19 protein-coding genes and 1 pseudogene are annotated in these 22,073 nt (G+C 65.4%); 10 read left to right on the plus strand and 10 right to left on the minus strand.

The window, feature by feature from the left end:
• Positions 1-54 precede the first annotated feature (54 nt).
• The 8 genes and pseudogenes from GA645_RS14655 to GA645_RS14690 all read left to right on the plus strand — a co-directional run bounded on the left by GA645_RS14655 (position 55) and on the right by GA645_RS14690 (position 9,773).
• Positions 55-2,034, plus strand: coding sequence for an alkyl sulfatase dimerization domain-containing protein (locus tag GA645_RS14655; RefSeq protein WP_152228115.1), 1,980 nt, complete (start codon positions 55-57; stop codon positions 2,032-2,034).
• Between the two features lie 86 nt (positions 2,035-2,120).
• On the plus strand, positions 2,121-3,632 hold the full coding sequence (locus GA645_RS14660; protein ID WP_152223744.1) for a wax ester/triacylglycerol synthase family O-acyltransferase: 1,512 nt from the start codon (positions 2,121-2,123) through the stop codon (positions 3,630-3,632).
• Positions 3,633-3,705: 73 nt separating this feature from the next.
• On the plus strand, positions 3,706-5,142 hold the full coding sequence (locus tag GA645_RS14665) for a DUF3336 domain-containing protein (protein WP_152223745.1): 1,437 nt from the start codon (positions 3,706-3,708) through the stop codon (positions 5,140-5,142).
• Positions 5,143-5,286: 144 nt separating this feature from the next.
• Complete coding sequence (locus GA645_RS14670; RefSeq protein WP_152223746.1) at positions 5,287-7,080, plus strand: acyl-CoA dehydrogenase; 1,794 nt, start codon at positions 5,287-5,289, stop codon at positions 7,078-7,080.
• A gap of 335 nt (positions 7,081-7,415) precedes the next feature.
• Positions 7,416-7,829 (plus strand): hypothetical protein, encoded by a 414-nt coding sequence (locus GA645_RS14675; RefSeq protein WP_152223747.1) that lies wholly within the window; start codon positions 7,416-7,418, stop codon positions 7,827-7,829.
• A gap of 154 nt (positions 7,830-7,983) precedes the next feature.
• Positions 7,984-8,163: a hypothetical protein gene (locus tag GA645_RS14680; RefSeq protein WP_152223748.1), complete on the plus strand. Its 180-nt coding sequence runs from the start codon at positions 7,984-7,986 to the stop codon at positions 8,161-8,163.
• Between the two features lie 178 nt (positions 8,164-8,341).
• A pseudogene (locus GA645_RS14685) lies at positions 8,342-9,015 on the plus strand (polysaccharide lyase family 7 protein).
• Positions 9,016-9,176: 161 nt separating this feature from the next.
• Positions 9,177-9,773, plus strand: a complete 597-nt coding sequence (locus GA645_RS14690; RefSeq protein ID WP_152223749.1) for a GNAT family N-acetyltransferase — start codon at positions 9,177-9,179, stop codon at positions 9,771-9,773.
• Here GA645_RS14690 and GA645_RS14695 read toward each other — a convergent pair.
• From GA645_RS14695 to GA645_RS14740, 10 genes are all read right to left on the minus strand, one after another.
• Entirely contained in the window at positions 9,760-10,686 is a 927-nt protein-coding gene (locus GA645_RS14695) for an NTP transferase domain-containing protein (protein ID WP_152223750.1), read from the minus strand. The two genes, GA645_RS14690 and GA645_RS14695, sit on opposite strands and share 14 nt — an antisense overlap.
• Before the next feature lie 166 nt (positions 10,687-10,852).
• Complete coding sequence (locus tag GA645_RS14700; RefSeq protein WP_152223751.1) at positions 10,853-12,367, minus strand: aldehyde dehydrogenase; 1,515 nt, start codon at positions 12,365-12,367, stop codon at positions 10,853-10,855.
• 18 nt (positions 12,368-12,385) lie between these two features.
• Positions 12,386-13,417: an aminoglycoside phosphotransferase family protein gene (locus GA645_RS14705; RefSeq protein WP_152223752.1), complete on the minus strand. Its 1,032-nt coding sequence runs from the start codon at positions 13,415-13,417 to the stop codon at positions 12,386-12,388.
• 4 nt (positions 13,418-13,421) lie between these two features.
• Positions 13,422-13,766, minus strand: a complete 345-nt coding sequence (locus GA645_RS14710) for a cupin domain-containing protein (protein WP_152223753.1) — start codon at positions 13,764-13,766, stop codon at positions 13,422-13,424.
• 161 nt (positions 13,767-13,927) lie between these two features.
• Positions 13,928-14,293, minus strand: a complete 366-nt coding sequence (locus tag GA645_RS14715) for a cupin domain-containing protein (protein ID WP_152223754.1) — start codon at positions 14,291-14,293, stop codon at positions 13,928-13,930.
• Complete coding sequence (locus tag GA645_RS14720; RefSeq protein WP_152223755.1) at positions 14,286-15,572, minus strand: glycosyltransferase; 1,287 nt, start codon at positions 15,570-15,572, stop codon at positions 14,286-14,288. Before GA645_RS14720 ends, GA645_RS14715 begins: the two co-directional genes overlap by 8 nt.
• Before the next feature lie 34 nt (positions 15,573-15,606).
• Positions 15,607-16,686 carry an ABC transporter ATP-binding protein gene (locus tag GA645_RS14725; RefSeq protein WP_152223756.1) on the minus strand — a complete coding sequence of 360 codons (1,080 nt, stop codon included), beginning with the start codon at positions 16,684-16,686 and terminating at the stop codon, positions 15,607-15,609.
• Positions 16,679-17,485 carry an ABC transporter permease gene (locus GA645_RS14730; protein WP_152223757.1) on the minus strand — a complete coding sequence of 269 codons (807 nt, stop codon included), beginning with the start codon at positions 17,483-17,485 and terminating at the stop codon, positions 16,679-16,681. Before GA645_RS14730 ends, GA645_RS14725 begins: the two co-directional genes overlap by 8 nt.
• Positions 17,478-18,350, minus strand: coding sequence for an ABC transporter permease (locus tag GA645_RS14735; RefSeq protein ID WP_152223758.1), 873 nt, complete (start codon positions 18,348-18,350; stop codon positions 17,478-17,480). The genes GA645_RS14730 and GA645_RS14735 overlap by 8 nt, the downstream gene beginning before the upstream one ends.
• A 97-nt stretch (positions 18,351-18,447) precedes the next feature.
• The gene (locus GA645_RS14740) at positions 18,448-19,497 is read right to left on the minus strand and encodes a spermidine/putrescine ABC transporter substrate-binding protein (protein WP_152223759.1); all 1,050 of its coding nucleotides are present in this window, start codon (positions 19,495-19,497) and stop codon (positions 18,448-18,450) included.
• 188 nt (positions 19,498-19,685) lie between these two features.
• Here GA645_RS14740 and GA645_RS14745 point away from each other — a divergent pair, with 188 nt between their 5' ends.
• Positions 19,686-20,618, plus strand: coding sequence for a GntR family transcriptional regulator (locus GA645_RS14745; RefSeq protein WP_152223760.1), 933 nt, complete (start codon positions 19,686-19,688; stop codon positions 20,616-20,618).
• A 97-nt stretch (positions 20,619-20,715) separates the two neighbouring features.
• Entirely contained in the window at positions 20,716-22,002 is a 1,287-nt protein-coding gene (locus GA645_RS14750; RefSeq protein ID WP_152223761.1) for a glycosyltransferase, read from the plus strand.
• Positions 22,003-22,073: the final 71 nt, after the last annotated feature.

Genomic DNA, 22,073 nt, shown 5'->3' on the forward strand with positions numbered 1-22,073 from the left:
GGCTTCCGCCTGCGGGCCACTAGAGAACAAGAATAAGGAGTCCCCATGAAGTCCATGTTCGTCCGCTATCTGCCCCGCACCCTGCTGGCCGGCACCATCGCCGCCAGCCTCGGCCAGCCCCTGTTCGCAGAGGAAAAGCCTGCCAGCCAGCCGGCCAGCACCTTCACTGCGGCAAAGAATGCCGAAGTGCTCAAGGTCCTGCCCTTCACCGACCGTACCGACTACGAGTCGGTTACCCGTGGCCTGGTCGCGCCCTTCAAGGGGCAGGTGAAGAACGCCGCCGGCAAGGTGGTCTGGGACAGCCAGAGCCACGACTTCCTCGATGCGGACAAGGCTCCCGACACCATCAATCCAAGCCTCTGGCGCGTGGCCCAGCTGAACAACCACGCCGGCTTGTTCCAGGTGGCGGACGGCATCTACCAGCTGCGCGGAATGGACGTGTCGAACATGACCATCATCGAGGGCAAGGACGGGCTCTTCGTCATCGACCCCCTCACCTATGCCGAGACGGCCCGCAACGCCCTGGAGCTGTATTACCAGCACCGTCCGAAGAAACCGATCATCGGCGTGGGCTACAGCCATAGCCACGGCGACCACTTCGGCGGCGTGCGCGGCATCGTCGACGAAGCCGACGTGAAGAGCGGCAAGGTGAAGATCTTCGCGCCGTCGGGCTTCATGGAGCATGCCATCAGCGAGAACATTTTCGCTGGCAACGCCATGAGCCGCCGTTCGCAGTACCAGTTCGGCACCTTCCTGCCGCGCGGAGAGCGCGGCCAGGTCGACGTCGGTATGGGCAAGGCGCTGCCCTCGGGCGGCACCTTCACCCTGATCGCGCCGACCGACCTGATCCAGAAGGAATACGAAACCCACACCGTTGGCGACATCGAGATCGAGTTCCAGCTCACGCCCGGCACCGAAGCGCCGGCGGAGATGAACTTCTACTTCCCGCAGCATCGCGCCCTGTGCATGTCCGAGAACAGCACGCAGATGATGCACAACATCCTCACCCCGCGTGGCGCGCTGGTGCGCGATGCCAAGGCCTGGTCGCAATACCTCGACGCGAGCCTGGAGCATTACGGCGACAAGACCGACGTGATGTTCGTCTCCCACAACTGGCCGACCTGGGGCGCCGAGCGCATCCGCACCCTGCTGGCCGACCAGCGCGACATGTACGCCTATCTCAACGACCGCACCCTGCACCTGATGAACCAGGGCCTGACCTCCACCGAGATCGCCCAGAAGATGGACAAACTGCCGGGCGACCTCGACAAGAAGTGGTACACCCGCGGCTACTACGGCTCCCTCAGCCACAACTCGCGCGCGGTCTACCAGCGCTACCTGGGTTACTACGACGGCAACCCGGCCAACCTGGACCCGCTCACGCCGACCGACGCTGCCCAGCACTATGTCGAGGCGCTCGGCGGCGCGGAAGCGGTGAGCAAGCTGATCCATGCGGCTCTGGACAAGGGCGACTACCGCTGGGCGGCGACGCTGGGCAACCACCTGGTGTTCGCCCAGCCGGACAACAAGGAAGCCAAGGCGCTGCAGGCCGAAGCCCTGGAGCAGCTCGGCTACCAGTCGGAAAACGCCCTGTGGCGCAACATCTACCTCACCGGCGCCATGGAGCTGCGCGGCGGCGTGCCGGTCTATGACGCCGGCGCCACCAAGGCCGACGTGGTGAAGAGCATGGACCCCAGCCAGTTCTTCGACTTCCTGGCGATCCGCCTGGATTCGGACAAGGCCCAGGGCCACGACATGGTGATGAACTGGGAGTTCACCGACATCGGCAAGGACTACGCCGTGACGCTGCGTAATGGTGTACTCACCCACCGCAATGACGAGAAGAGCGCCAACGCAAACGTGACCATCAGGCTGGCCAAGGCGACCCTCGACCAGATCAGCCTGCGCAAGCTGGACTTCCCCACCGCGATCAAGCAGGGCGACATCAAGCTGGAAGGCGACAGCAAGGTGCTGGCCGGCCTGCTCGGTATGGTCGACAGCTTCCCGCCGCAGTTCAACATCGTCACGCCGTAAGGCCGCGCCCGCCGCCTCCTCTGCAAAGCTGGCGGTGGGAGCGCTCCCCGAGAGCAACGCTCTCGACTCCTCACAGGACATACAGCATGAAGCAACTCACCCCCATGGATGCGCAGTTCTTCTACTCCGATGCCCCACACCAGCCCATGGTCATCGGTGGCCTGTGGATCTGCGACCAGAACACGGCGCCCAACGGCCTGGTCCGGCACAAGGACATCATCCGCTTCATCGACAGCCGCCTGAGCAGCACCTCGCTGTTCCGCCGCCGGCTGCACCACGCGCCCTTCCGCCTGGACGATCCGTACTGGCTGGAGGACAAGCACTTCGACCTGGAATACCACATCCGCCACGTCGGCCTGCCGCAACCGGGGGACTGGCGTCAGCTGTGCATCTTCACCGCACGGGCGATGTCGCGCAGCCTGGACATGGAACGCGCGCCCTGGGAAATCACCATCATCGAAGGGCTGAACAATGTCGAGGGCGTACCGCCAGGCAGCTTCGCCCTGCTGCTGCGCTTCCACCACGCCTACGTCGATGGCAAGTCCGGGGTCGAGATCGCCACCCTGCTGATGGACGACCAGATCGAGTTCGACGAACACACCTATCGCCAGCCCATCAACGAACGTGTGCCCACCCGCGCGCAGATGTGGGCCAAGACCATGCCGCGCCTTCTCAGCCAGTCGCTGCGCAGTGCCAAGGCGGGCTACAGCGTGGCGCGCAAGAGCATGCAACTGATGACCCAGTTGCGCGGTGACGCCAGCCCCGACCAGCACCGTGTGCCCACCACCTTGTTCAACGCCCAGGTCTCGCCGCATCGCAGCTATGGCGCCACGCGCTGGCCGATCGAGGAGCTGAAGCAGATCCGCCGCTGCGCCCAGGGGGCCACCCTGAACGACGTGATCATCGCGATCATTTCCGGCGGCCTGCGCCGCTACCTGCTGCGCCGCGAAGCGCTGCCGGTAGACCAGTCGCTGGTCGCGCTGTGCCCGGTGGCGATGCGCCCGGACGCCGCCCGGCGCGACATGGGCAACCTCATCTCGATGATGCTGATCGGCATGGGCACCGACATGGCCGACCCGCAGTCGCGCCTGCAGGCCATAACCGAACGCACCCAGCGCGGCGCACCGCTGGCCAAGGAAGTGATGCACGAGCTGATCACCTCCATGGGCGAAATGCTGCCGGCGCCAATGCGCATGCTCGGCGGCTGGCTGCAGAACCAGGTCCGCTACGTCAGCCGCTTCCACCTGCAGAACACCCTGATCACCAACGTGCCGGGGCCGGCCAATGGCATCGAAAAGAAGTACTTCGCCGGCGCCGAGATCCTCGCCACCTTCCCCATCGTCCCGGTGTTCGACGGCATGGGCCTGAGCCACGGCATCACCAGCCTCTACGGGCAGATCATCCTCGGGGTGCTGGCCGACCGGCAGATGCTGCCGGACATGGACGTGTACATGGATTGCCTGCAGGAATCGCTCGACGAGCACCTGGGGCTGGCACGCGCCCAGCTCCCCCCACCAGCCGAAGAAGGGACCAGCCGGCCAGCCGCTCCCCGCAGGCGTCAAGCGGCAGCCAGCCCAACCGAGCCTGCCAGCGAATAACCCCTGGGCGACGGGCGGCACGCACGGATGCCCCGCCCGACCGCCGTCACCGCAGCCTACAGGAAGAATTCCCATGTTCAGGCACAAGACAGCGGCCCAGCAGTGGCGCGAGAAAATGGATCACGCCCACAGCTACCAGGACTGGAGGAGACATGCCGCTGCCCTCGACCAGGCGACCGGCATGAACAATTGGCGCCACAACGAGGTCTCGTCCGACTATGACTACCGCACCGTACGCCAGCGCTACGAACGCCTGCGCGGCATGCGTAGTGCAGGCAGCTACGCCAGCCTGATGTTCGCGCTCAACGAGGGCATCCACGGCAACCTCGCCGGCATGGGTAAAGCCTCGCTCTATGGCCAGTCCCACCTCGGCACCAAACACCTGATCCATCAGTACATCGAAGAAGTCTGTCTGTCTCTGGAAACCATCGACGGGCTTGATGACAATGTCATTCCCCTGGAGGAGCGCAGGGACTTCTTCCTTCGCGCCAGCCACTGCTTCGGCCGCTCGGCGCTGATGCTCAGCGGCGGTGCGGTGCTCGGTTACTTCCATGCCGGCGTACTCAAGGCGCTGTTCGAGCAGAACCTTCTACCCGCCATCATTTCCGGTTCCAGCGCCGGCTCGATCCTCGCGTCCATCGCCTGTACCCACAGCGATGCCGAACTGCTGGACAAGCTGCAGCCTGAGATCCTGCTGATCCAGCCGGAGGGGGCGACCCGCCAGCGCCGCCTGCGGACACGACCCGCGCTTGAAGCCGGCGACCTGGCCGGCTACCTGGAGCGACTGATCCCCGACCTGACCTTCGCCGAGGCCTACAAGATCAGCGGTCGGCACCTGAACATCACCGTCACCGGCCTGGAACCGAGCCAGGCACCGCGCCTGCTCAATGCGATTACCGCGCCCACGGTGCTGGTGCGCTCGGCGGTCATGGCATCCTGCGCCATCGCCGGCCTTTATCCGCCGGTGACCCTCCAGGCGAAGAATGCAGCGGGCCAGCAGGTCCACTACCTGCCGGAACAGCAATGGATCGACGGTTCCTTCCTCGACGACCTGCCGGCCAAGCGCTTGGGTCGCCTGTATGGAGTCAACCACTTCATCTCCAGCATGGCCAACCCCGCCGCCTTGCTCTTCACGCCCAACCCCAATGCCCACCACAACCTGCTACAGAGCGCGGTGAACCAGCAGATTCGCCTCGGCAAGGGTGTCGCCACCCAGCTGCTGCGCCTTGGCCGCGACCACCTGCGCATCCGCAACCCCACACTGGCCCGCTGGCAGCATCTGAGTTACAGCGTACTGGTGCAGGACTACATCGCCGATATCAACATCTTCCTCGGCAAGCGCTGGCACAACCCGCTCAAGCTACTGGCACCCATGCCTCTGGGAGAGCTGAAACAACTGGTGCACGAAGGCGAACAGGCGACCTGGGAACGCATGGAGATGGTGCGCAATTGCACGGCCATCAGCCGGACCCTGGACCGCATCCTGCGTGATCGCAAATGGATTGGGTGACCGGGCTTCCGCCCTCACGCCGCACAGGCTCCTTCTAATCAGTCCCCTCACGGCACCTTCGGCCGCAAGGACCAGTCAGATGTCCTGAGGGCGGCGCGCGTCCGCTACCGACACCGGGCTCATCTTTCGAACAGGAGTTCCACCATGAGTGAGTACATTGCCCCGCTGCGCGACATGCAGTTCATCCTGCGCGAGTTGCACCTGCTGGATGCGCTGGCCGAGTTGCCCGGACAGCAGGAGATGAACGCCGAACTGGTGGCGGCGATCCTCACCGAGGCCGGTCGCTTCGCCCAGGGCGTGCTGGCACCGCTGAACGTCGTCGGCGACCGCCAGGGCGCGCGCTGGCAGGATGGCCAGGTGAGCACGGCCCCAGGCTGGGGCAACGCCTACGAACAGTTCGTCGCCAATGGCTGGAATGCCCTCTCCTGCCCGTCCGACTTCGGCGGCCAGGGCGCGCCTCGACTGGTTTCGGCACTGGTGGAAGAAATGTGGAACGCCGCCAACGTAGCCTTCGGCCTCTGCCCGATGCTCACCCGGGGCGCCATCGAAGCCATCGAGCTGCGCGGTTCCGACGAGCTCAAGCGCACCTGGCTGCCAAAGATGGTGAGCGGCGAGTGGACTGGAACCATGAACCTCACCGAACCCCAGGCCGGCTCCGACCTCTCCGCCGTCCGCAGCCGTGCCGAGCCAACCGGCGAAGGCACCTACCGGCTGTTCGGTCAGAAGATCTTCATCACCTACGGCGAGCACGATCTCACCGAGAACATCGTCCATCTGGTCCTGGCCCGCGTACCCGGCGCACCGGAGGGCGTGAAAGGCATCTCGCTGTTCGTGGTGCCCAAGGTGCTGCTGAACGCCGATGGCAGCCCGGGCCGGCGCAACGACGTGCGCTGTGTGTCCATCGAACACAAACTCGGCATCCACGGGAGTCCCACCGCCGTACTGGCCTTTGGCGACCACGGTGGCGCCACCGGCTGGCTGGTGGGCGAAGAGAACCGTGGCCTGGAATACATGTTCATCATGATGAACGCCGCGCGCTTCTCGGTGGGCATCGAGGGCATCGGCCTCGCTGAACGGGCCTACCAGCGCGCGGTGGCCTACGCCCGCCAGCGCATCCAGGGTGGCGAAACCGGCAGTTCCAGTCGCGAAAAAGTGGCCATCCTCCGCCATCCGGATGTGCGCCGCATGTTGATGTCGATGCGTTCGCGCATTGAGGCCATGCGCGCGCTGGCCTGCGAAGTGGCGCTGGCCATGGATCAGGCCCACAGCCATCCGGCCGCGACCGTACGCAGCAATCGGCAGGCGTTCGTCGAGCTGATGATTCCCGTGATCAAGGGCTGGTGTACGGAAAACGCCGTGGACATCGCCTCCCTGGGCGTGCAGGTTCACGGAGGCATGGGCTTCATCGAGGAAACGGGCGCCGCCCAGCACCTGCGCGACGCACGGATCACCCCGATCTATGAAGGCACCACCGGCATCCAGGCCAGTGACCTGGTCGGCCGCAAGATTGCCCGCGACCGGGGCGAGGCAGCGGCCTCGCTGATCGCGGCGATGCGGGAGACCCAGCGCGGCCTGCCGGACGAGGATACGCAGCTGGCGGGCATACGCCACCACCTGTTCCTGGCCATCAACGCCCTGGATGACGCCGTCAGCTTCGTCGTCAACCACTACGACCACCAGGTGCGGCAGGTGGCACTCGGCTCCGTGCCGCTGCTGGAGCTGTTCGGCATCGTCGCCGGCGGCTGGCAGCTCGCCCGTGCCGCGCGCATCGCTCAGCAGCATCTGAGCGCCGGCAGTGGCGATGCCGCCTTCTACCGCGCCAAGCTGCGCACTGCGCAGTTCTATGCCGGACATCTCCTGACCCGCGCGCCGGGACTGGCGCAGAGCATCATCGATGGCAGTGATGCCGCCCTGGCCATGGATGACTTTGCGTTCTGAGCATACCAACGCGCAGCCGCCCGTCCGGACTCCGGGCGGGCGGACACGATGTGTAAAGCCGGCTTTACACCCCTCCGACAATCCGCCGCCCTTGCCCCTCTCCGCGTCCGCGGCATGCCGCAGAGCGCTTGGCTATTTGCGTCCTCACCCTTATGCGGGATTGCTCATTGACAGTCCGACCCCACTTAAGTGAGATGGCGATTCGTTCGGGCAAATGGCATTGCCGGTCGACCGATGTGTGCGTTGTATTCCCTGCAATGCCGCGATGACGGAACCCAGGCGATCCCGACGGTCGCGCGGGTTTCAATGATTCATCGAGACAGGAGATGCCGGCGATGCACAACCAGGCAACCCGGAATACCCCGGAAGTCGATTTCGACGAGCAGTTCTTCCTCGCCTTCGAGATCCAGGTCCTGCAGAAGGCCCTGCCCGCTTTCGAAGAAGCCTCGCGCTTCGCCCGCGACCGAGGCCTGCGCTGTAGCGTGGAGCTGGTCACCAACGCCGATGGCCACCCCGAATTGAGCCTGAATGCCAGGCAACGCGATGACCTGCCGGACAGTTGTTATCGTCTTATCGCCGATCCCCAGACCCAGGGCATCGTCCATGAAGAGTTCACCGCCGTGAGCCGACGCACGCGGCGTCAACCCTCGCACCTGGCATCGCTGAACCCGCAGATGCTGGAGATACAACTGGAGGCATTCTTCATGCGTGCCTTCGGTATGCGCCTGGACTACGCGATAGCGCGCTGACCTCCTTTTGACCCGCCGGTCATCGGCCGGACCAGGTCGTTCCGTCGGAGCAGCCCGGCAAAGGATGATTTATGGCAACGCCAAGACAGCGGGAGTCGCTATCATTTGCGGCCTGTGCGCCACTTTGTGCGTGTTTCTCCGCTGTCGTTTCGCCATGAATGAATTCCTCGTCCACTTCAAGGACGGTCACTGCCTGGGCAAGACCGTGCTGCGCTCGTTCTCCCGCCACATGACACTGTCCGAGGCGCGCGTGCGCCTGCAGGCGTGCTACCCACTGCGCGTCCCGCACCTCTTGAGCATCCTGCACCTTACCCCGATGCTGCCGGGCCGCTGAGTCCACCCGTACGGTTTTCCTCCGCTACCGTGCCTGCCGGGTATCCCCCGGTGTGGCGGCTATCGTTCGTGCCGACTTCATGACGGTCGAGGCTCCACGACCGCCTGGCCGAAATATCGACACGCCGAGGCAGGCACCGGTCAAAGCCAGCACCCCCGACCGTAGAAGGAGTGCCGGCATGAGCGTGAACATCGACAACCTCGACATCGCCCTGCCCGTGGCCAGGTCCACGACCAACCCCGTGCCCCTGGAGCTGCCAAGCCCTGAAGCGCAGGCGTTGTACCCGGAGCTGGTCCTGCGGCTATCGAACGGCAGCCTGCAGCTCACCGCCCCAACCCGGGGCGCATCGAACAAGGGCACCCACCGTACCCGCTGCGAGTGGAAGGAGCCGTTCTACTGGAGCCTGAGCAGCGCCACCGAGCATGTAAATCACCAGCAGATGAAGGTCACCCAGGTGAACTCCGCGCAGGAGGTGGTGGTCACGCAGATGCGCGTGAAGAACGATGACAGCCCACTGATCAAGGTGTTCTGGCAGAAAGGCAGGCTGGGCATGGGGTTCCGCCAGAACTTCAACCAGACCACTTCGGTGGACGCCACGGTACTGGACGACGTGCCGCTGGGGGCGGACTTCGACATCCTGATCCTGGTCACCTCCAGCCTGATGCTCAAGTACAGGCGAGCTGCAATGGCCGCACCTCGAACATTCTGCCGATTCCCCTGGATGCCAGCTGGGCGGTACAGACGTTCGACTTCCACGGCGGGGTCTACAACCAGCTGGACTATACCGACGCGACCCTGCCGACCGATGCCTCGGTGTGCGAGATCAAGGATCTGCAGATCTGGCATATCTGAGATCAACCCCCTGCAGCGCTTGCAGGCCCCAACGTGGGCGCCGCAGGAGCAGACCTGACCCGCGCGAGGGATATCACGCCACACCCGACGTCCACGGTACAAAACCAGCCGTGCTTTGGTTACGCTGCGGAAACACCTCAGCATCGCCCAGAGCCGCCGCCATGCCCTCCCCGACCTGCCCGCACCTGATCGGCGAACACGTCGAACTCCTTCCGCTGCGCACCGAACAGGCCGACGCCCTGCTCATGGCCGCCGCCGATGGCGCGCTGTGGAGCCTCAAGGTCACCGTGGTACCGGGGCCGGACAGCATCGCCAGCTATATCGCCAAGGCACTGGCCGGACTGGAAGCGGGGACGGTAATGCCCTTCGCCATTCTCGACCGGCACAGTGGCAGGATCGTCGGCAGCACGCGCTTCTGGAAGATCGACCCGGCCAACCGCAAGCTGGAAATCGGCCATACCTGGCTGGCTCTGTCGGCGCAGCGCACGCCGATCAACACCGAGGCCAAGCTCCTGCTGCTGCGCCATGCCTTCGAGGTCATGAACTGCGTGCGGGTGCAATTCACCACCGACGAGCTGAATGAGAAGTCCCGCGCAGCGATCCTTCGCCTGGGCGCGGTTCAGGAAGGCATTGTCCGCCATGAACGGATCATGCCTGACGGGCGCAAACGCAATTCGGTGCGTTTCAGCATCATCGACAGCGAATGGCCCGAGGTCAGGGGCCGACTGATCGCGCGCCTGGGGCTCACTCCAGGCTGATCGCCTCCAGCCGGCTGAAGGCGGGTACCCTGACGCCGGACGCCACCCGCACACCAGGGCCGAACACCACACAGGGCTCCACCAGCACGTCGGCATCCAGCTCGGTGTCGGCGCTGAAATACACCGATTGCGCATCGGCCAGGGTCACCCCGGCGCGCATCGCCTGCTGGCGACGGCGGCGCTGGAACACCTGCTCGGCGGCGTGCAGTTGCTCGCGATCATTGACGCCGAGGATGTCCTCTTCGTCCACCTCCACCGCCGTCACCAGCAGCCCCGCACGGTTCGCCACTTCCACCGCGTCGGTCAGGTAGTACTCGCCCTGGGCGTTGGCGTTGCCGATGCGTTCCAGCAACCACAGGCAATGATCGGCGCGCAGACCCATCACCCCGCCGTTGCACAAGCGCACCTGCAACTCCTCCTCGGTACAGTCCTTGGCTTCGCGGATGGCGCGCAGGTTGCCGTCTTCCACCAGCAATCGGCCGTAGCCGCCGGGCCGCTCAGTGGTGAATCCCGCCACAGCCACTGCCGCGCCGTCGATCAGCGCGGCACGCAGCCTGGCCAGGGTTTCGACGCTGACCAGTGGCGAGTCGCCAAACAACACCAGCACGCAGCCTTCGCCGTGCTCTTCCAGAACCCTGCGAGCAGCAAGCAGCGCGTGGGCGGTGCCCAGGCGCTCGCGCTGGACGAAGCGCCGTGCTCCCGGCGCATGCTCCGCCAGATACTCACCCACCGCGGGGGCGTCAGGCCCGTGCACCACCGCCACCTGGTTGACCCGCGCGGCCTCGCAGGTGGCCAGCACATGGCCAAGCAACGGCCGGTGGCCGACGCAATGCATTACCTTGGGCAGTGACGAACGCATGCGCGTGCCCTGCCCGGCGGCGAGAATCACCGCCAGAGTCGAGTAGCTATTCATAGGCCCTCCTCGGCGCCTGTCCGGAATCGAGCCAGGTCGTGCCGCGGCACAGCAGGTGCGCCGCAGCGGCTCGAAAAAACGGGCGCTGATTTACCACAGCCCAACCGCATGCCCTTGCGGACATGCGACGGCCTGCACGCGCCCCAACAGAACCTTGAACGGCTTCTCAGCCCTGGTAGAACACCTCGTCCCCGTAGGGGTACCACCAGGAGTGGATCTGCGGCTGGTGATCGATGATCACCATCTTCGAGCGGCGGAATGCATCCAGGCCCTGACGGCCCAGCTCACGGCCCATGCCGGACATCTTCCAGCCGCCGAAGGGCAAGGCGTCGTTGTCGATCAGCGGGTTGTTGACCCAGACCATGCCGGCTTCCAGGCGGTCGGCCGCCTCCATCGCCTCGGCCAGGTCGGTGGAGAACAGCGAGGCGCCCAGGCCGAAGGGTGAATCATTGGCCAGGCGCACGGCCTCGTCGAAGTCCTTCACCTTGCAGATTGCCGCCACCGGGCCGAAGCACTCCTCGTGGAAGATCGCCATGGCCGGGGTGACGTCGGTGAGGATGGTCGGCTCGTAGTACCAGCCCACCGGCAGTTGCGGCGGAATCCGCCCGCCGCAGACCAGCGTGGCGCCCTTGGCCACGGCATCGTCCACCAGGCGGATGACCTTGGCGCGGGCCGCTTCGCTGACCAACGGGCCGATCTCCGAGCGTTCCAGGCCATGGCCGATGCGCAACGCGCGGGTGCGCTCGGCGAAGCGGGCGACGAACGCGTCGTGAATCTCGTCGACGACGAAGAAGCGCTCGGCCGAGGTGCAGATCTGCCCCGTCAGGTGGAACGCCGCCGTCACCGCGCCGGCCGCCGCCACTTCCAGCGGCGCGTGGCGGGAGATGATCATCGGGTCGCTGCCACCCGCTTCGATCACCGCCGGTTTCATCCGTTCGGCGCAGGCCACTGCCACCGCCTTGCCGGCCGCCACGCTGCCGGTGAAGGCCACGGCGTGGGTGCGCTCGGACTGCACCAGGCGCTGCGCGGTGCTCGCGTCGCCCGGCACGCAGCTGACCATGCCCGCCGGCAGCACCTTGAAGTGCTCCATGAATTTCAGCGTGCACAGCGTGGTGCTTTCCGCCGGTTTGACGATGCAGGCGTTGCCGGCGGCCAGCGAGGCGGCCAGGGTCCAGCACATCAGCAGGATGGGGAAGTTGAACGGCATGATGTGCACGCTGACGCCATAGGGCTCGTAGCGCACATGCTGGAACGAGCCGAGCTGGGTGGTGCCGGCCACCTTGCCGGCCTCGTCGCGAGCCATCTCGGCGTAATAGCGGAAGATCGGCGCGCAGTTGGCCAGCTCGCCCATGGCCTCGGGGAACGGCTTGCCCATCTCCAGGGTCATCAGCCGCGCCACTTCGCGGAGGGTCGCCTGGTCGGTCTCGATGGTGTTGGCCAACTGGTGGAGAATCGCCGCGCGGGATTTCGCATCCACGCGCTTCCACTCGCGCTGGGCGGCGTTGGCGGCGTCGATGGCGGCATCGACGTCCTCGGCGTCGCACAGGGCGATGCGGCCGACCGTGGTCAGGTCGGCGGGGTTGATGATGTCGCGCAGGCGGCTGCTCGTTGCAGCCTGGTAGTGCGGGCCGATGAAACGCAGGGGTGAATCGGGATGGAACGCGCTGTGAAACTCGGTCATGGAATGCTCCGCAAGGATTCAGTGGGCGGCCAGGCGCTCGGCGAGCAGTTCGCCGTTCAGCGGCTGGCGCCAGGAAGGGAGTTCGGCATCGAGCAGGTCACGCAAGGGAGTCAGAGGCTCGCTGTGCAGCGCCCGCTGGAACAGTCCGAGCACCCGCGGCAGGTGTGCCAGGTAACCGGACTTGCCGTCGCGCCGGGCCAGGCGCACGAAGATGCCCAGCACCTTGGCGTGGCGCTGCGCGGCCAGCGCCTGGTAGTCGGCCATGAAGCGGCGGCCGGCGACTTCCGGACGCTGGCTCAGGTATTGAGTCAGCAGCGACACCCGCAGCGCCTCGGGCACATCGCGGCGGGCGTCTTCGAGTAGGGACATCAGGTCATAGGCGGGTGAGCCGCAGAGCGCATCCTGGAAATCCAGCAGGCCGCAGGCGGCGACACCTTCGCGACCGTCCAGCAGCATCAGGTTGTCGACGTGGTAGTCGCGCAGTACCAGCACCTCGCGGCGCATGGCGACTTCACGGCATGCCGTGGCGAAAGCCTCGAGGTAGGCCTCGCGCAGTCGCGCGGCGTGCTGCGCACCGACCAGTAACGGCGCATACCAGTCGATGAACAGCGCCGCCTCATCGCCCAGCTTCTGCCCGTCATACGCCGGCACGCCCTCGGCGGCCTGGGGGCCGGCCCGATGCAGGCGCACCAGGGCATCCACGGCGAGGCGATACAGCGCCTCCTCGTCGTGGCCGGTGGCGAGCAACCGGGTATAGGTGGCATGACCGAAGTCTTCCACCAGCGCCAGGCCGAGCTCGACATCCGAGGCCAGTACCTTCGGCGCCGACAGCCCGCAGCCGCGCAGCAACTGCGCCACCCGCAGGTAAGGCGCCAGCGGCTCGGCGCCGGGCGGCGAATCCATCAGCAGCAGGCCTTGCCCTTCCAGGCGGAAGTAGCGCCGGGCGGAGGCATCCGCCGGCAGCGCATGCAGAGGCCGGCCGGCATGGCCGCAGCCTGCGAGAAACATCTCGCGGGCTGCGGCACGGGTGGTTTCCAGGGTCAGGCTCATGGCATCACCGAATCATGTAGACCTTTTTCACCGTCTCATGGACGGTGCACACGCCCTTCCAGTCCTTGGGGAAGAAGGCTGCGGTGTCCGGGGTGATCTCGATCACCTCGCCGGACTCGTGCACATAGGTGCAGCGGCCTTCGAGGAAGTGGCAGAACTCGTCGCTGGTGACGTGGCAGAACCACTTGCCCGGCGTGCAATGCCAGATACCGCATTCGGACTGGCCTTCCGGCCCCTTGTACAGGACCACGCCGCTGACGCGGGATTCGCCCTCGAGCATGGTCGGGATCACGCCCCAGTCCTTGAGTTCGGTGACTTGCAGCGGGCGATGGATAACGGGGGTCTTCATTGTTCACTCCTGAATAAACGTCTTCATAAACTCGGGCCCGGCAATGGGCGCCCGAGTCAACGTAGGGCGAATAACCGCTTGCGGTTATCCGCCGATGGATTGGGCTGGAAATCGATGGCGGATAACGCTTGCAGCGTTATGCGCCCTACGAACCGAGCGGATCACGCCAGCATGTAAAGGTTGCGAAGGGTGGTATGCACGGTGCATTCGCCGGTCCAGCCGGCCGGGAACAGCACCAGGGTGTCGGGCTCCACCTCGATCACCTCGCCCGCGTCCGAGCGGTAGGTGGCGCGTCCGGCGACGAAGTGGCACAGCTCGTCGCGCGGGATCGACAACCGCCACCGGCCGGGGGTGCAGACCCACAAGCCGGTCTCGGGGCTGTTGTTCAGCCCCTTGAACAGCAGGCGGCCGCTGGAGTGCGAGACGCCTTCGAGGGCGTCGGACTGCACGCCCCAGTCCACCAGGTCGTCGTAGTCGCGGGCGCCAACGATGTGCGGCGCGGTCGAATCGGACTTGAACTCAGGCATTGCTCATCACCTTGTGCAGAATCTGTGCAGCATCTTCCGGGCCCTTGCGGGAACGCATGTAAGTGCTGGTGCGTTGCAGGCGCTCACCCATGCGCGAATCGGTGAGCAGCTGGGCGAGGTTCCGCGCCAGGTCTTCCTCGCTCCAGTCGTAGCGGTCCATGCGCAGGCCGTGGCCGCTTTCCTGGGCGCGCATGGCGTTGTCGTGACCGTCCCAGACGTAGGGCATGACGATGGCCGGTTTGCCGAAGAACAGGCACTCGGTGAAGCTGTTGTTGCCGCCGTGGTGGATTACCGCGTCGACCTGGGCGATCACCGAGGGCTGCGGGTACCAGTTGGAGACGATCACGTTGTCCGGCAGCTCGGTGTACTTCTCCAGGTGCTCGCCGACGTTGAACAGCGCGCGGTATGGCAGCTTGCCGACGGCGGTGACCAGGCGCTTGAGCAGGTCCACGTCGCCCGAACCGAGGCTGCCGAAGCTCACGTAGAGCAGAGGCTTGTCGTTGTTCGCCTTGAACTGCGGGATGTCATACGGCTTGTCGGTACGCACGCAGCCCTGCAAGTAGTGGAACTGCCGGGCCGGCAGCGGATGGCGGCGATCGAACTTCACCGGGTCCGGGTACAGCAGCAGGTTCATGTAGGGCGACTCTTCGAAGAACACCCCCAGCGGATACGGCCGCTCGCCGCACTGGCCGAGGAAGTCGTTGAAGTCGGCATGGATGGGCGCGATCACTTCCTCGAAGCGCTTCTGGAAGCGCGCGTGGCCGGCCTTGTCGTCCACGCTCATGCCCGACAGGTACGGCGGGATGTCCGGGTCGTGCACTTCGTTCTCCGAGCAGGAGATGATGCGCACCCAGGGCTTGCCGTACTGCTTGATGGCCGGGAAGAGGATCACGTTGTCGACGCAGATCAGGTCCGGCTTGATCTTGTCGAGGATCGCCGGCAGCTCCTTCTGCGCCCACTTGGAGGTGGAGACGATGGCCTCCCAGCACTCCTTCACGTAGTTATCCAGCTGGTCGATCGGCGCCTTGCGGAAGTTGGGGATGTGGCCGTTGATGAAGTCGGTCCAGTAGCGCGCCATCTCCTCGGCCGGCATCGGCTCGGACATGTTCACGTAGTGTTCCTCGAAGCCGTAGGCCGAATAGACCCCGGTCATGCCCGGGTCGGTGAGGAACACCGCCTTGTGCCCCAGCGCCTCGCAGGCCTGGGCGATGCCGACGGAGTTGAGGGCCGGGCCGTAGGCGGCCTCGGGGAAGAATGCGATGACTTTGCGTTCACTCATGGTGCTCTCCTGTAGGTCTTGTTGTTCTAGGCAGTCAGTGAGTCAGCACGCGGGCATGCCGCGCATCCCAGCCCAGGCGCACCGGCATGCCGGCGGCAAGGCGCAAGAAGTCGTAGTCAGAAGACGGCACGCGGACGATCAGCGGCTTGCTTGAAAGCGCCGTGTTCACGTGCAGGTTGGTGTCCAGGCCGTGGTAGGCCACTTCGGCCACTTCTCCCTGGATCTGGTTGTCAGTGGCGGGAGTCGCGTCGGTGAGTACGCGCAAACGTTCCGGGCGCAGGGCCAGGGTCACGCTTTCGGGGCTCGATTCGGCGGTGGTTTCGATATGCAGAATCTGCTCGCCGGCCTGCAGGCGGTTGGTGCCCACGCGGCGGCCGTCAATCAGGTTGCTGACGCCGATGAAGTCGGCGACGAAGCGGTTGCCCGGGTTCTCGTACAGCTCGCTCGGGCTGCCGCACTGGCAGACCTTGCCGTCGCGCAGCACGGCCATGCGGTCGGACATGACCAGGGCTTCTTCCTGGTCGTGGGTGACCATGATGAAGGTGATGCCGCTCTCGAGCTGCAGACGCTTGAGTTCGAGCTGCATCTTCTCGCGCAGCTTCTTGTCCAGTGCGCCGAGCGGTTCGTCCAGCAGCAGCACGCGCGGACGCTTGACCAGCGCGCGGGCCAGGGCGACGCGCTGGCGCTGGCCGCCGGAGAGCTGGTCCGGGCGGCGGTTGGCCAGTTGGCCGAGCTGTGCGGTCTCCAATACCTGGTCCACGCGCTGGCGGATTTCGCTGGCCGGCAGCTTCTCCATCTCCAGGCCGTAGGCGATGTTGCTGCGCACGGTCATGTTGGGAAACAGCGCGTAGGACTGGAACATCAGGTTCAGCGGGCGCTTGTTCGGCGGCAGCGGCGAGATGTCCTGGCCGCCCAGATAGATGGCGCCGGAGGTCGGCGTCTCGAAGCCGGCGATCATCCGCATCAGGGTGGTCTTGCCGCAGCCGGAGGGGCCGAGCAGCGCGAAGAACTCGTTCTCGCGGATCGCCAGGGAAACCTGGTCCACGGCGGTCATACCCTCGCCATAGGATTTGCTCACCTGGTCCAGCACGAGCAGGTCGGAAGACTTATTCATGGGCTTTGGGCACCTTGTTCAGACGTTGGGAAGCGAACAGCGCGGTGAAGCTGACCAGCATCACCAGGGTGGCGAGGGCATTGATTTCAGGGGTCACGCCGAAGCGGATCATCGAGTAGATCTGCATCGGCAGCGTGGTAGAGGCGCTGCCGGAGCCGGCGTTGAAGAAGGCGATGATGAATTCGTCCACCGACAGGGTGAACGCCAGCAGCCCGCCCGCCAGCACGCCGGGGAAGATCGCCGGCAGCAGCACCCGGCGCGCGGTGGTGAACCAGCCGGCGCCCAGGTCGATGCTGGCTTCGAGGATCGAGTAATCGAAGTGCTTGAGCCGGGTGCGCACCACCGCGCAGACGAAGGCGATGTTGAACACCACGTGACTGAGGATGATGGAGTGCAGCCCCAGGCTCATCTTCAGCAGGTTGAAGAAGCTCAGCAGCGCGATGGCCAGGACGATGTCGGGGATGATCATCGGCGCCATCAGCAAGGTGTCGGCGAGGTTGCCGCCCTTCTTGCCGCCGCTGCTACGCGAGCGCATCTCCACGCCCAGGGCGAGCAGCGTGCCGAGCATGCAGGCGATGACGGTCGAGGTCAGCGCAACGATCAGGGTGTTCAGCGCGGCGTGCTGGATCGAGGTATTGGCCAGGAGCTTGGCGTACCACTTCAGCGAAGCGCCGCCCCAGGCGGTGGGCAGGCCGCTGGCGTTGAACGACAGCAGGATCAGCACCAGGATCGGTACATAAAGGAAGGCGTACACCAGCCAGAGGTGCGCACCCAGGGCGATACCGGAAGAATTACGCATGGCGTTCGCCCTCCGCGCCCTGGGCCCGGCGCGAAACCAGGGCCTGGATGAACAGCAGCAGCAACATGATGCCGATCAGGAAGAAGCTCAGCGCCGAGCCGAAGGGCCAGTCCCGCGCGGTGAGGAACTGCGCGTAGATCAGGTTGCCGACCATCTGCACCTGCTTGCCGCCGAGCAGGTCGGCGGTGATGAAGTTGCCGATCGACAGCACGAAGACGAACACCGCGCCGGCCGCAACGCCTGGCACCGACAGCGGCAGGATCACCCGGCGGAAGGTGGTCCAGCCGGAGGCGCCGAGGTCCCGCGAGGCTTCCCAGAGTTCGTTGTCGATGCGCGACAGCGAGCTGTAGATAGCGAGGATGACGAAGGGGATGTAGTTGTAGACCAGCCCCAGCACTACGGTGGCGTCGGTGTAGAGCAGGTTGATCGGCTCGCCGCTGTAGCCCAGCAGGTTGAACAGGCGGTTGAGCAGACCCTCGCGGTTGAGCAGGACGATCCAGGCGTAGGTGCGGATCAGGTAGTTGCTCCAGAACGGCAGCATCACCAGGAACAGGTAGGCCCCCTGCCGACGCGGCGTGGCGCGGGTGATGGCGTAGGCCGCCGGGTAGCCGATGAGCACCGCGAAGAGCATCGCCAGGCCGGCGATCTTCGCCGAGCGCAGGAGGATGTCGAGGTACAGCGGGTCCACCGCGCGGCGGTAGTTCTCCCAGGTGAACACATAGTCGATGCCGCCGTAGGCACCGCGTTCGAGGAAGCTGTAGAGCAATACCAGCAGGCACGGCAGCAGCAGGAACAGGGCCAGCCAGCCCAGACCGGGCGCGAGCAGCCAGGCCGACAGTTTTCGGTCGGCGGACAAAGCGGTCATGCGTAGTTCCCCCAACCCCGCGAGGCGGAGTGGTTCAGGGTTGTCGTATCGAGTGAGAAGCCGGGGCGCGATTGCAGCGCCCCGCTGACAGGGGCTACTACTGCGCCGCCATGATTTCCGTCACAGCGCGGGTATAGGCCTTCTGCGTGGAACCGCCGACGTCACGCAACTGCTGCTGCTTGACCAGCTCGGCCGGCGTGGTGGTGAGGTTGGGGTACTTGGCCAGCAGGTCGGGCTTGAGCGTGGCCATCGCCGCCTGGTTGGGCACCTTGTAGAGGATGTTCTCCGCGACCCATGCGTGGTTGGCCGGTTCGAGCATGTAGTTGATGAAGCGGTAGGCCGCCTCGGGGTTCTTCGAGCTCTTGAGCACCACCATGGTGTCCACCCAGAGGTCGGAGCCCTCTTTCGGCACGACGAACTTGATCGAGTCGTTGGCCTGGGTGCCGTAGTTACACCAGCCGTCCCAGGCGTGGGCCATCAGCGCCTCGCCCGAGGCGAGCTTGGAGTAGAAGGTGGTGTCGTCGAAGGACAGCAGGCGCTTCTTGGTGGTGATCAACTGGTCGCGCACCGCATTGATCTGGTCCGGATTGCCGTCGTTCACCGACCAACCGTTGGCGAGGAAGCCCGCGCCCAGCAGCCAGCGATCGGTGGCGAGCATGGTGGTCTTGCCCTTGAGCGCATCGGACGGCTTGAGCAGGTCGCTCCAGCTCGACGGGGCCGGGTTGACCTTGTCGGCGCGATAGCAGATGCCGGTGGTGCCCCAGGTGTAGGGCACGGAGAAGTGGTTGCCCGGGTCGTACTCGAGCTTCTGCGCTTCGGGGTAGAGGTTCTTGAGGTTCGGCACCTTGGCCGGATCGATGTCGGCGAGCAGGCCCTGCTTGTGCAGGATCTCGGCGAAAGGAGAGGAAACGAACACCACGTCGTAACCTTCGCCGCCGGAGGCCATGAGCTTGCCCATGATCTCCTCGTTGGTGGCGTGGAGCGACTTGTCGGCTTCAAGGCCCGTGGCCTTCTGGAACTTCTCGAGGGTATCCGGGGCCATGTAGCCGTCCCAGATGGAGATCACGAGGTCCTTGGCGCTGGCAGTTGTGGCCGACAGCGTAAGCGCGAGGGTAGCCCCCGCGTAGAGCATGGTCTTCAGCTTCATGTTGCGCACCTAACGATGGTTGTTGTTGTTTCGAAGGCAGCGGATCGAAAAGCGTGTTACATGTCTTTTTTTCAAAATAAATACCGAACGAATGGCGAAGTCAACAACTTCCCGCATCCTTGTTGCACCACCCGCCCTGTGGCATAAGGGGCTCGCATCGCTGAAACCCCTGTCGGAGAGAGAACGGTTTGAGCAAGGACATCGAAAAAAAACCGCGCACCAATCATCTGGAATTGGCCCGACGGATCATCGAACACGCCCAGGACAGTGGCCTGGGTGAAGGTGCCGCACTGTCCGAGCAGCAGTTGGCGCGCACTTTCGGTGTGTCGCGCACGCTGATCCGTGCCGGCCTCGACCTGCTGCTGGAGCAGCAACTGGTGGCCCACGAGCCGGGCAAGGGCTATCGCCTGTGTGCCGACCCGTCCGCCCAGGTGCTGGGCCCCGCCCTGCCCCAGGCCGAGGAACAGGCCCTGGCCGCCTCGGTGTTGCGCGACCGCATGGCCGGCCGGCTGGGCAACAGCCTCAGTGCCAGCGAACTGATGCGCCGCTACGACATCAATCGCGCTGCCGCGCAGAAGGTGCTGGCGCAGCTCAGCGAAGACCAGGTGCTGGAACGCGGCGCCGGGCAGAGCTGGTCGTTCCGCCCGCTGCTGAACAACCTCGCGGCACTGGAAGACAGCCTGCGCTACCGGTTGATCCTCGAGCCCGAAGCCCTCCTCGCCCCCGGCTTCGACCCGGACCTGGCGCGCCTGGCGCTGCTCCGTGGCGCCATGGAAGAGCTACTGGCGGTGCCAATCGAGCGCTTCGACGTGGTGCAGTTCCGCGAGCTGGATATCAGCTTCCACGAGCTGATCGCCCTGGGCTGTGGCAACCGCTTCGTCGGTGATGCGCTGCTGCAGCACCAACGCCTGCGCCGCCTGCCCAACCTGCTGCCGATGGTCAGCGTGCACCGTTTGCAGGAAGCGCTGCGCGAGCATTTGCGAATCATCGAGCAGATCGAACGCGGCCAGCTGGAAGTCGCCGCGGACCTGATGCGCCTGCACCTGCGGCTGTCCGCGGCGCAGCGTCCGCAGACGGCCAACCGCGGAATTCCGCAGTCGTTTGCCGGGACACGCCGGTAAATTTTTTCGAGCACGGTGTTTTTTTTATCAAAAAAATGCACTATCCATTTTACGCAGTGCCCTTACAGCACCCGTGACCCGCACCGTGGATGTGCCCATGACGCAAAGAACCAGAACCATCGCCTTCTTCCCTGAAGCCAGCTTCGGCGCCGCGCTGAACTGCATCGGCATCGCCCAGGCGCTGCGCGAACTCGGCGCGCGCCCGGTGTTCATCTGCCACTCGCACTTCCAGGGCATCTTTGCCGAGTACGGCTTCGCCGAGTATCCGCTACAGCTGGACTCACCGCTGTCCGCCGCTGACCACCAGCACTACTGGGAACGCTTCATCGAGCGCAACGTGCCGTACTTCGACCAGACGCCGCTCGAGCAGATCGACAGCTACGTGGCGCCGGCCTGGGAAGCCATCATCGACACCGCCATCGAGTCGGAGCGACCGCTTCAGCAGCTGCTCGCACGGCTCAAGCCGGACGCCATCGTGCTGGACAACGTGGTCGCCTTCCCGGCCATCGCCGCCGCCGGCTGCCCCTGGGTGCGCATGGTTTCCTGCGCCGAGACCGAACTGCCTGACCCGGCGGTGCCGCCCTACCTGTCCGGGGCCAGCAGCCAGGACCCGCAGGCCTGCGCGGCCTTCCGCGAGCGCTACCTGCAGGCGGTCAAACCCATCCACGACCGCTTCGCCCGCTTCCTCGCCGAGTGCGGCCACCCCGCCCTGCCCCCCGGCCAGTTCCTTGAGGACTCGCCCTGGCTGAACCTGCTGCTGTCGCCGACACCGGTACGCTACGAGCGGACCAACCCGCTGCCGGCCGAACGCTACCTGTACCTCGACGGCTGCGTGCGCAGCGAGGCGCCCTACATCCCGCCGCAGTTCCCCCGGCACAACGACGCACCGCTGATCTACGTGAGCTTCGGCAGCCTCGGTGCCGCCGATGTGGCGATGATGCGCCGGCTGATCGATGCCCTGGCGCAACTGCCCTACCGCTTCCTGATCAACGTCGGTGCCTACCGCGAGCACTACGACACGGTGCCGGACAACGTCTACCTCGACAGCTGGTTCCCGCAGCCAGTGGTGCTGCGCGAATGCCAGCTGTTCGTCCACCACGGTGGCAACAACAGCTTCTGCGAAGCGCTCTACCATGGGCTGCCGTCGGTGATCATCCCCTACTGCTGGGACGGCCACGACAATGCCCGACACGCCGAGGAAGTCGGTGTGGCGCGCTACCTGCCGCGCTACCAGGACCCGATTGCAGCACTGCCCGAAGCCCTGGCCGAACTGCTCGCCGACCAGGCCATGGGCCATCGTCTCGCCGCCGTGCGCGAGCAGATGCAGGCCTCGCGTGGCACCGAAATGGCAGCACGAGCCATCCTCGGCATCTGCGCCGACTGATCGGCGATTGGTACCTTCGAAGCCTGCCCCAATGGCCCTCTACAACAGGCCAATCCAGCCGTAAGCTGGGC

Origin of the sequence: Pseudomonas sp. SCB32, from assembly GCF_009189165.1 — a bacterium.
GTDB lineage: Bacteria > Pseudomonadota > Gammaproteobacteria > Pseudomonadales > Pseudomonadaceae > Pseudomonas.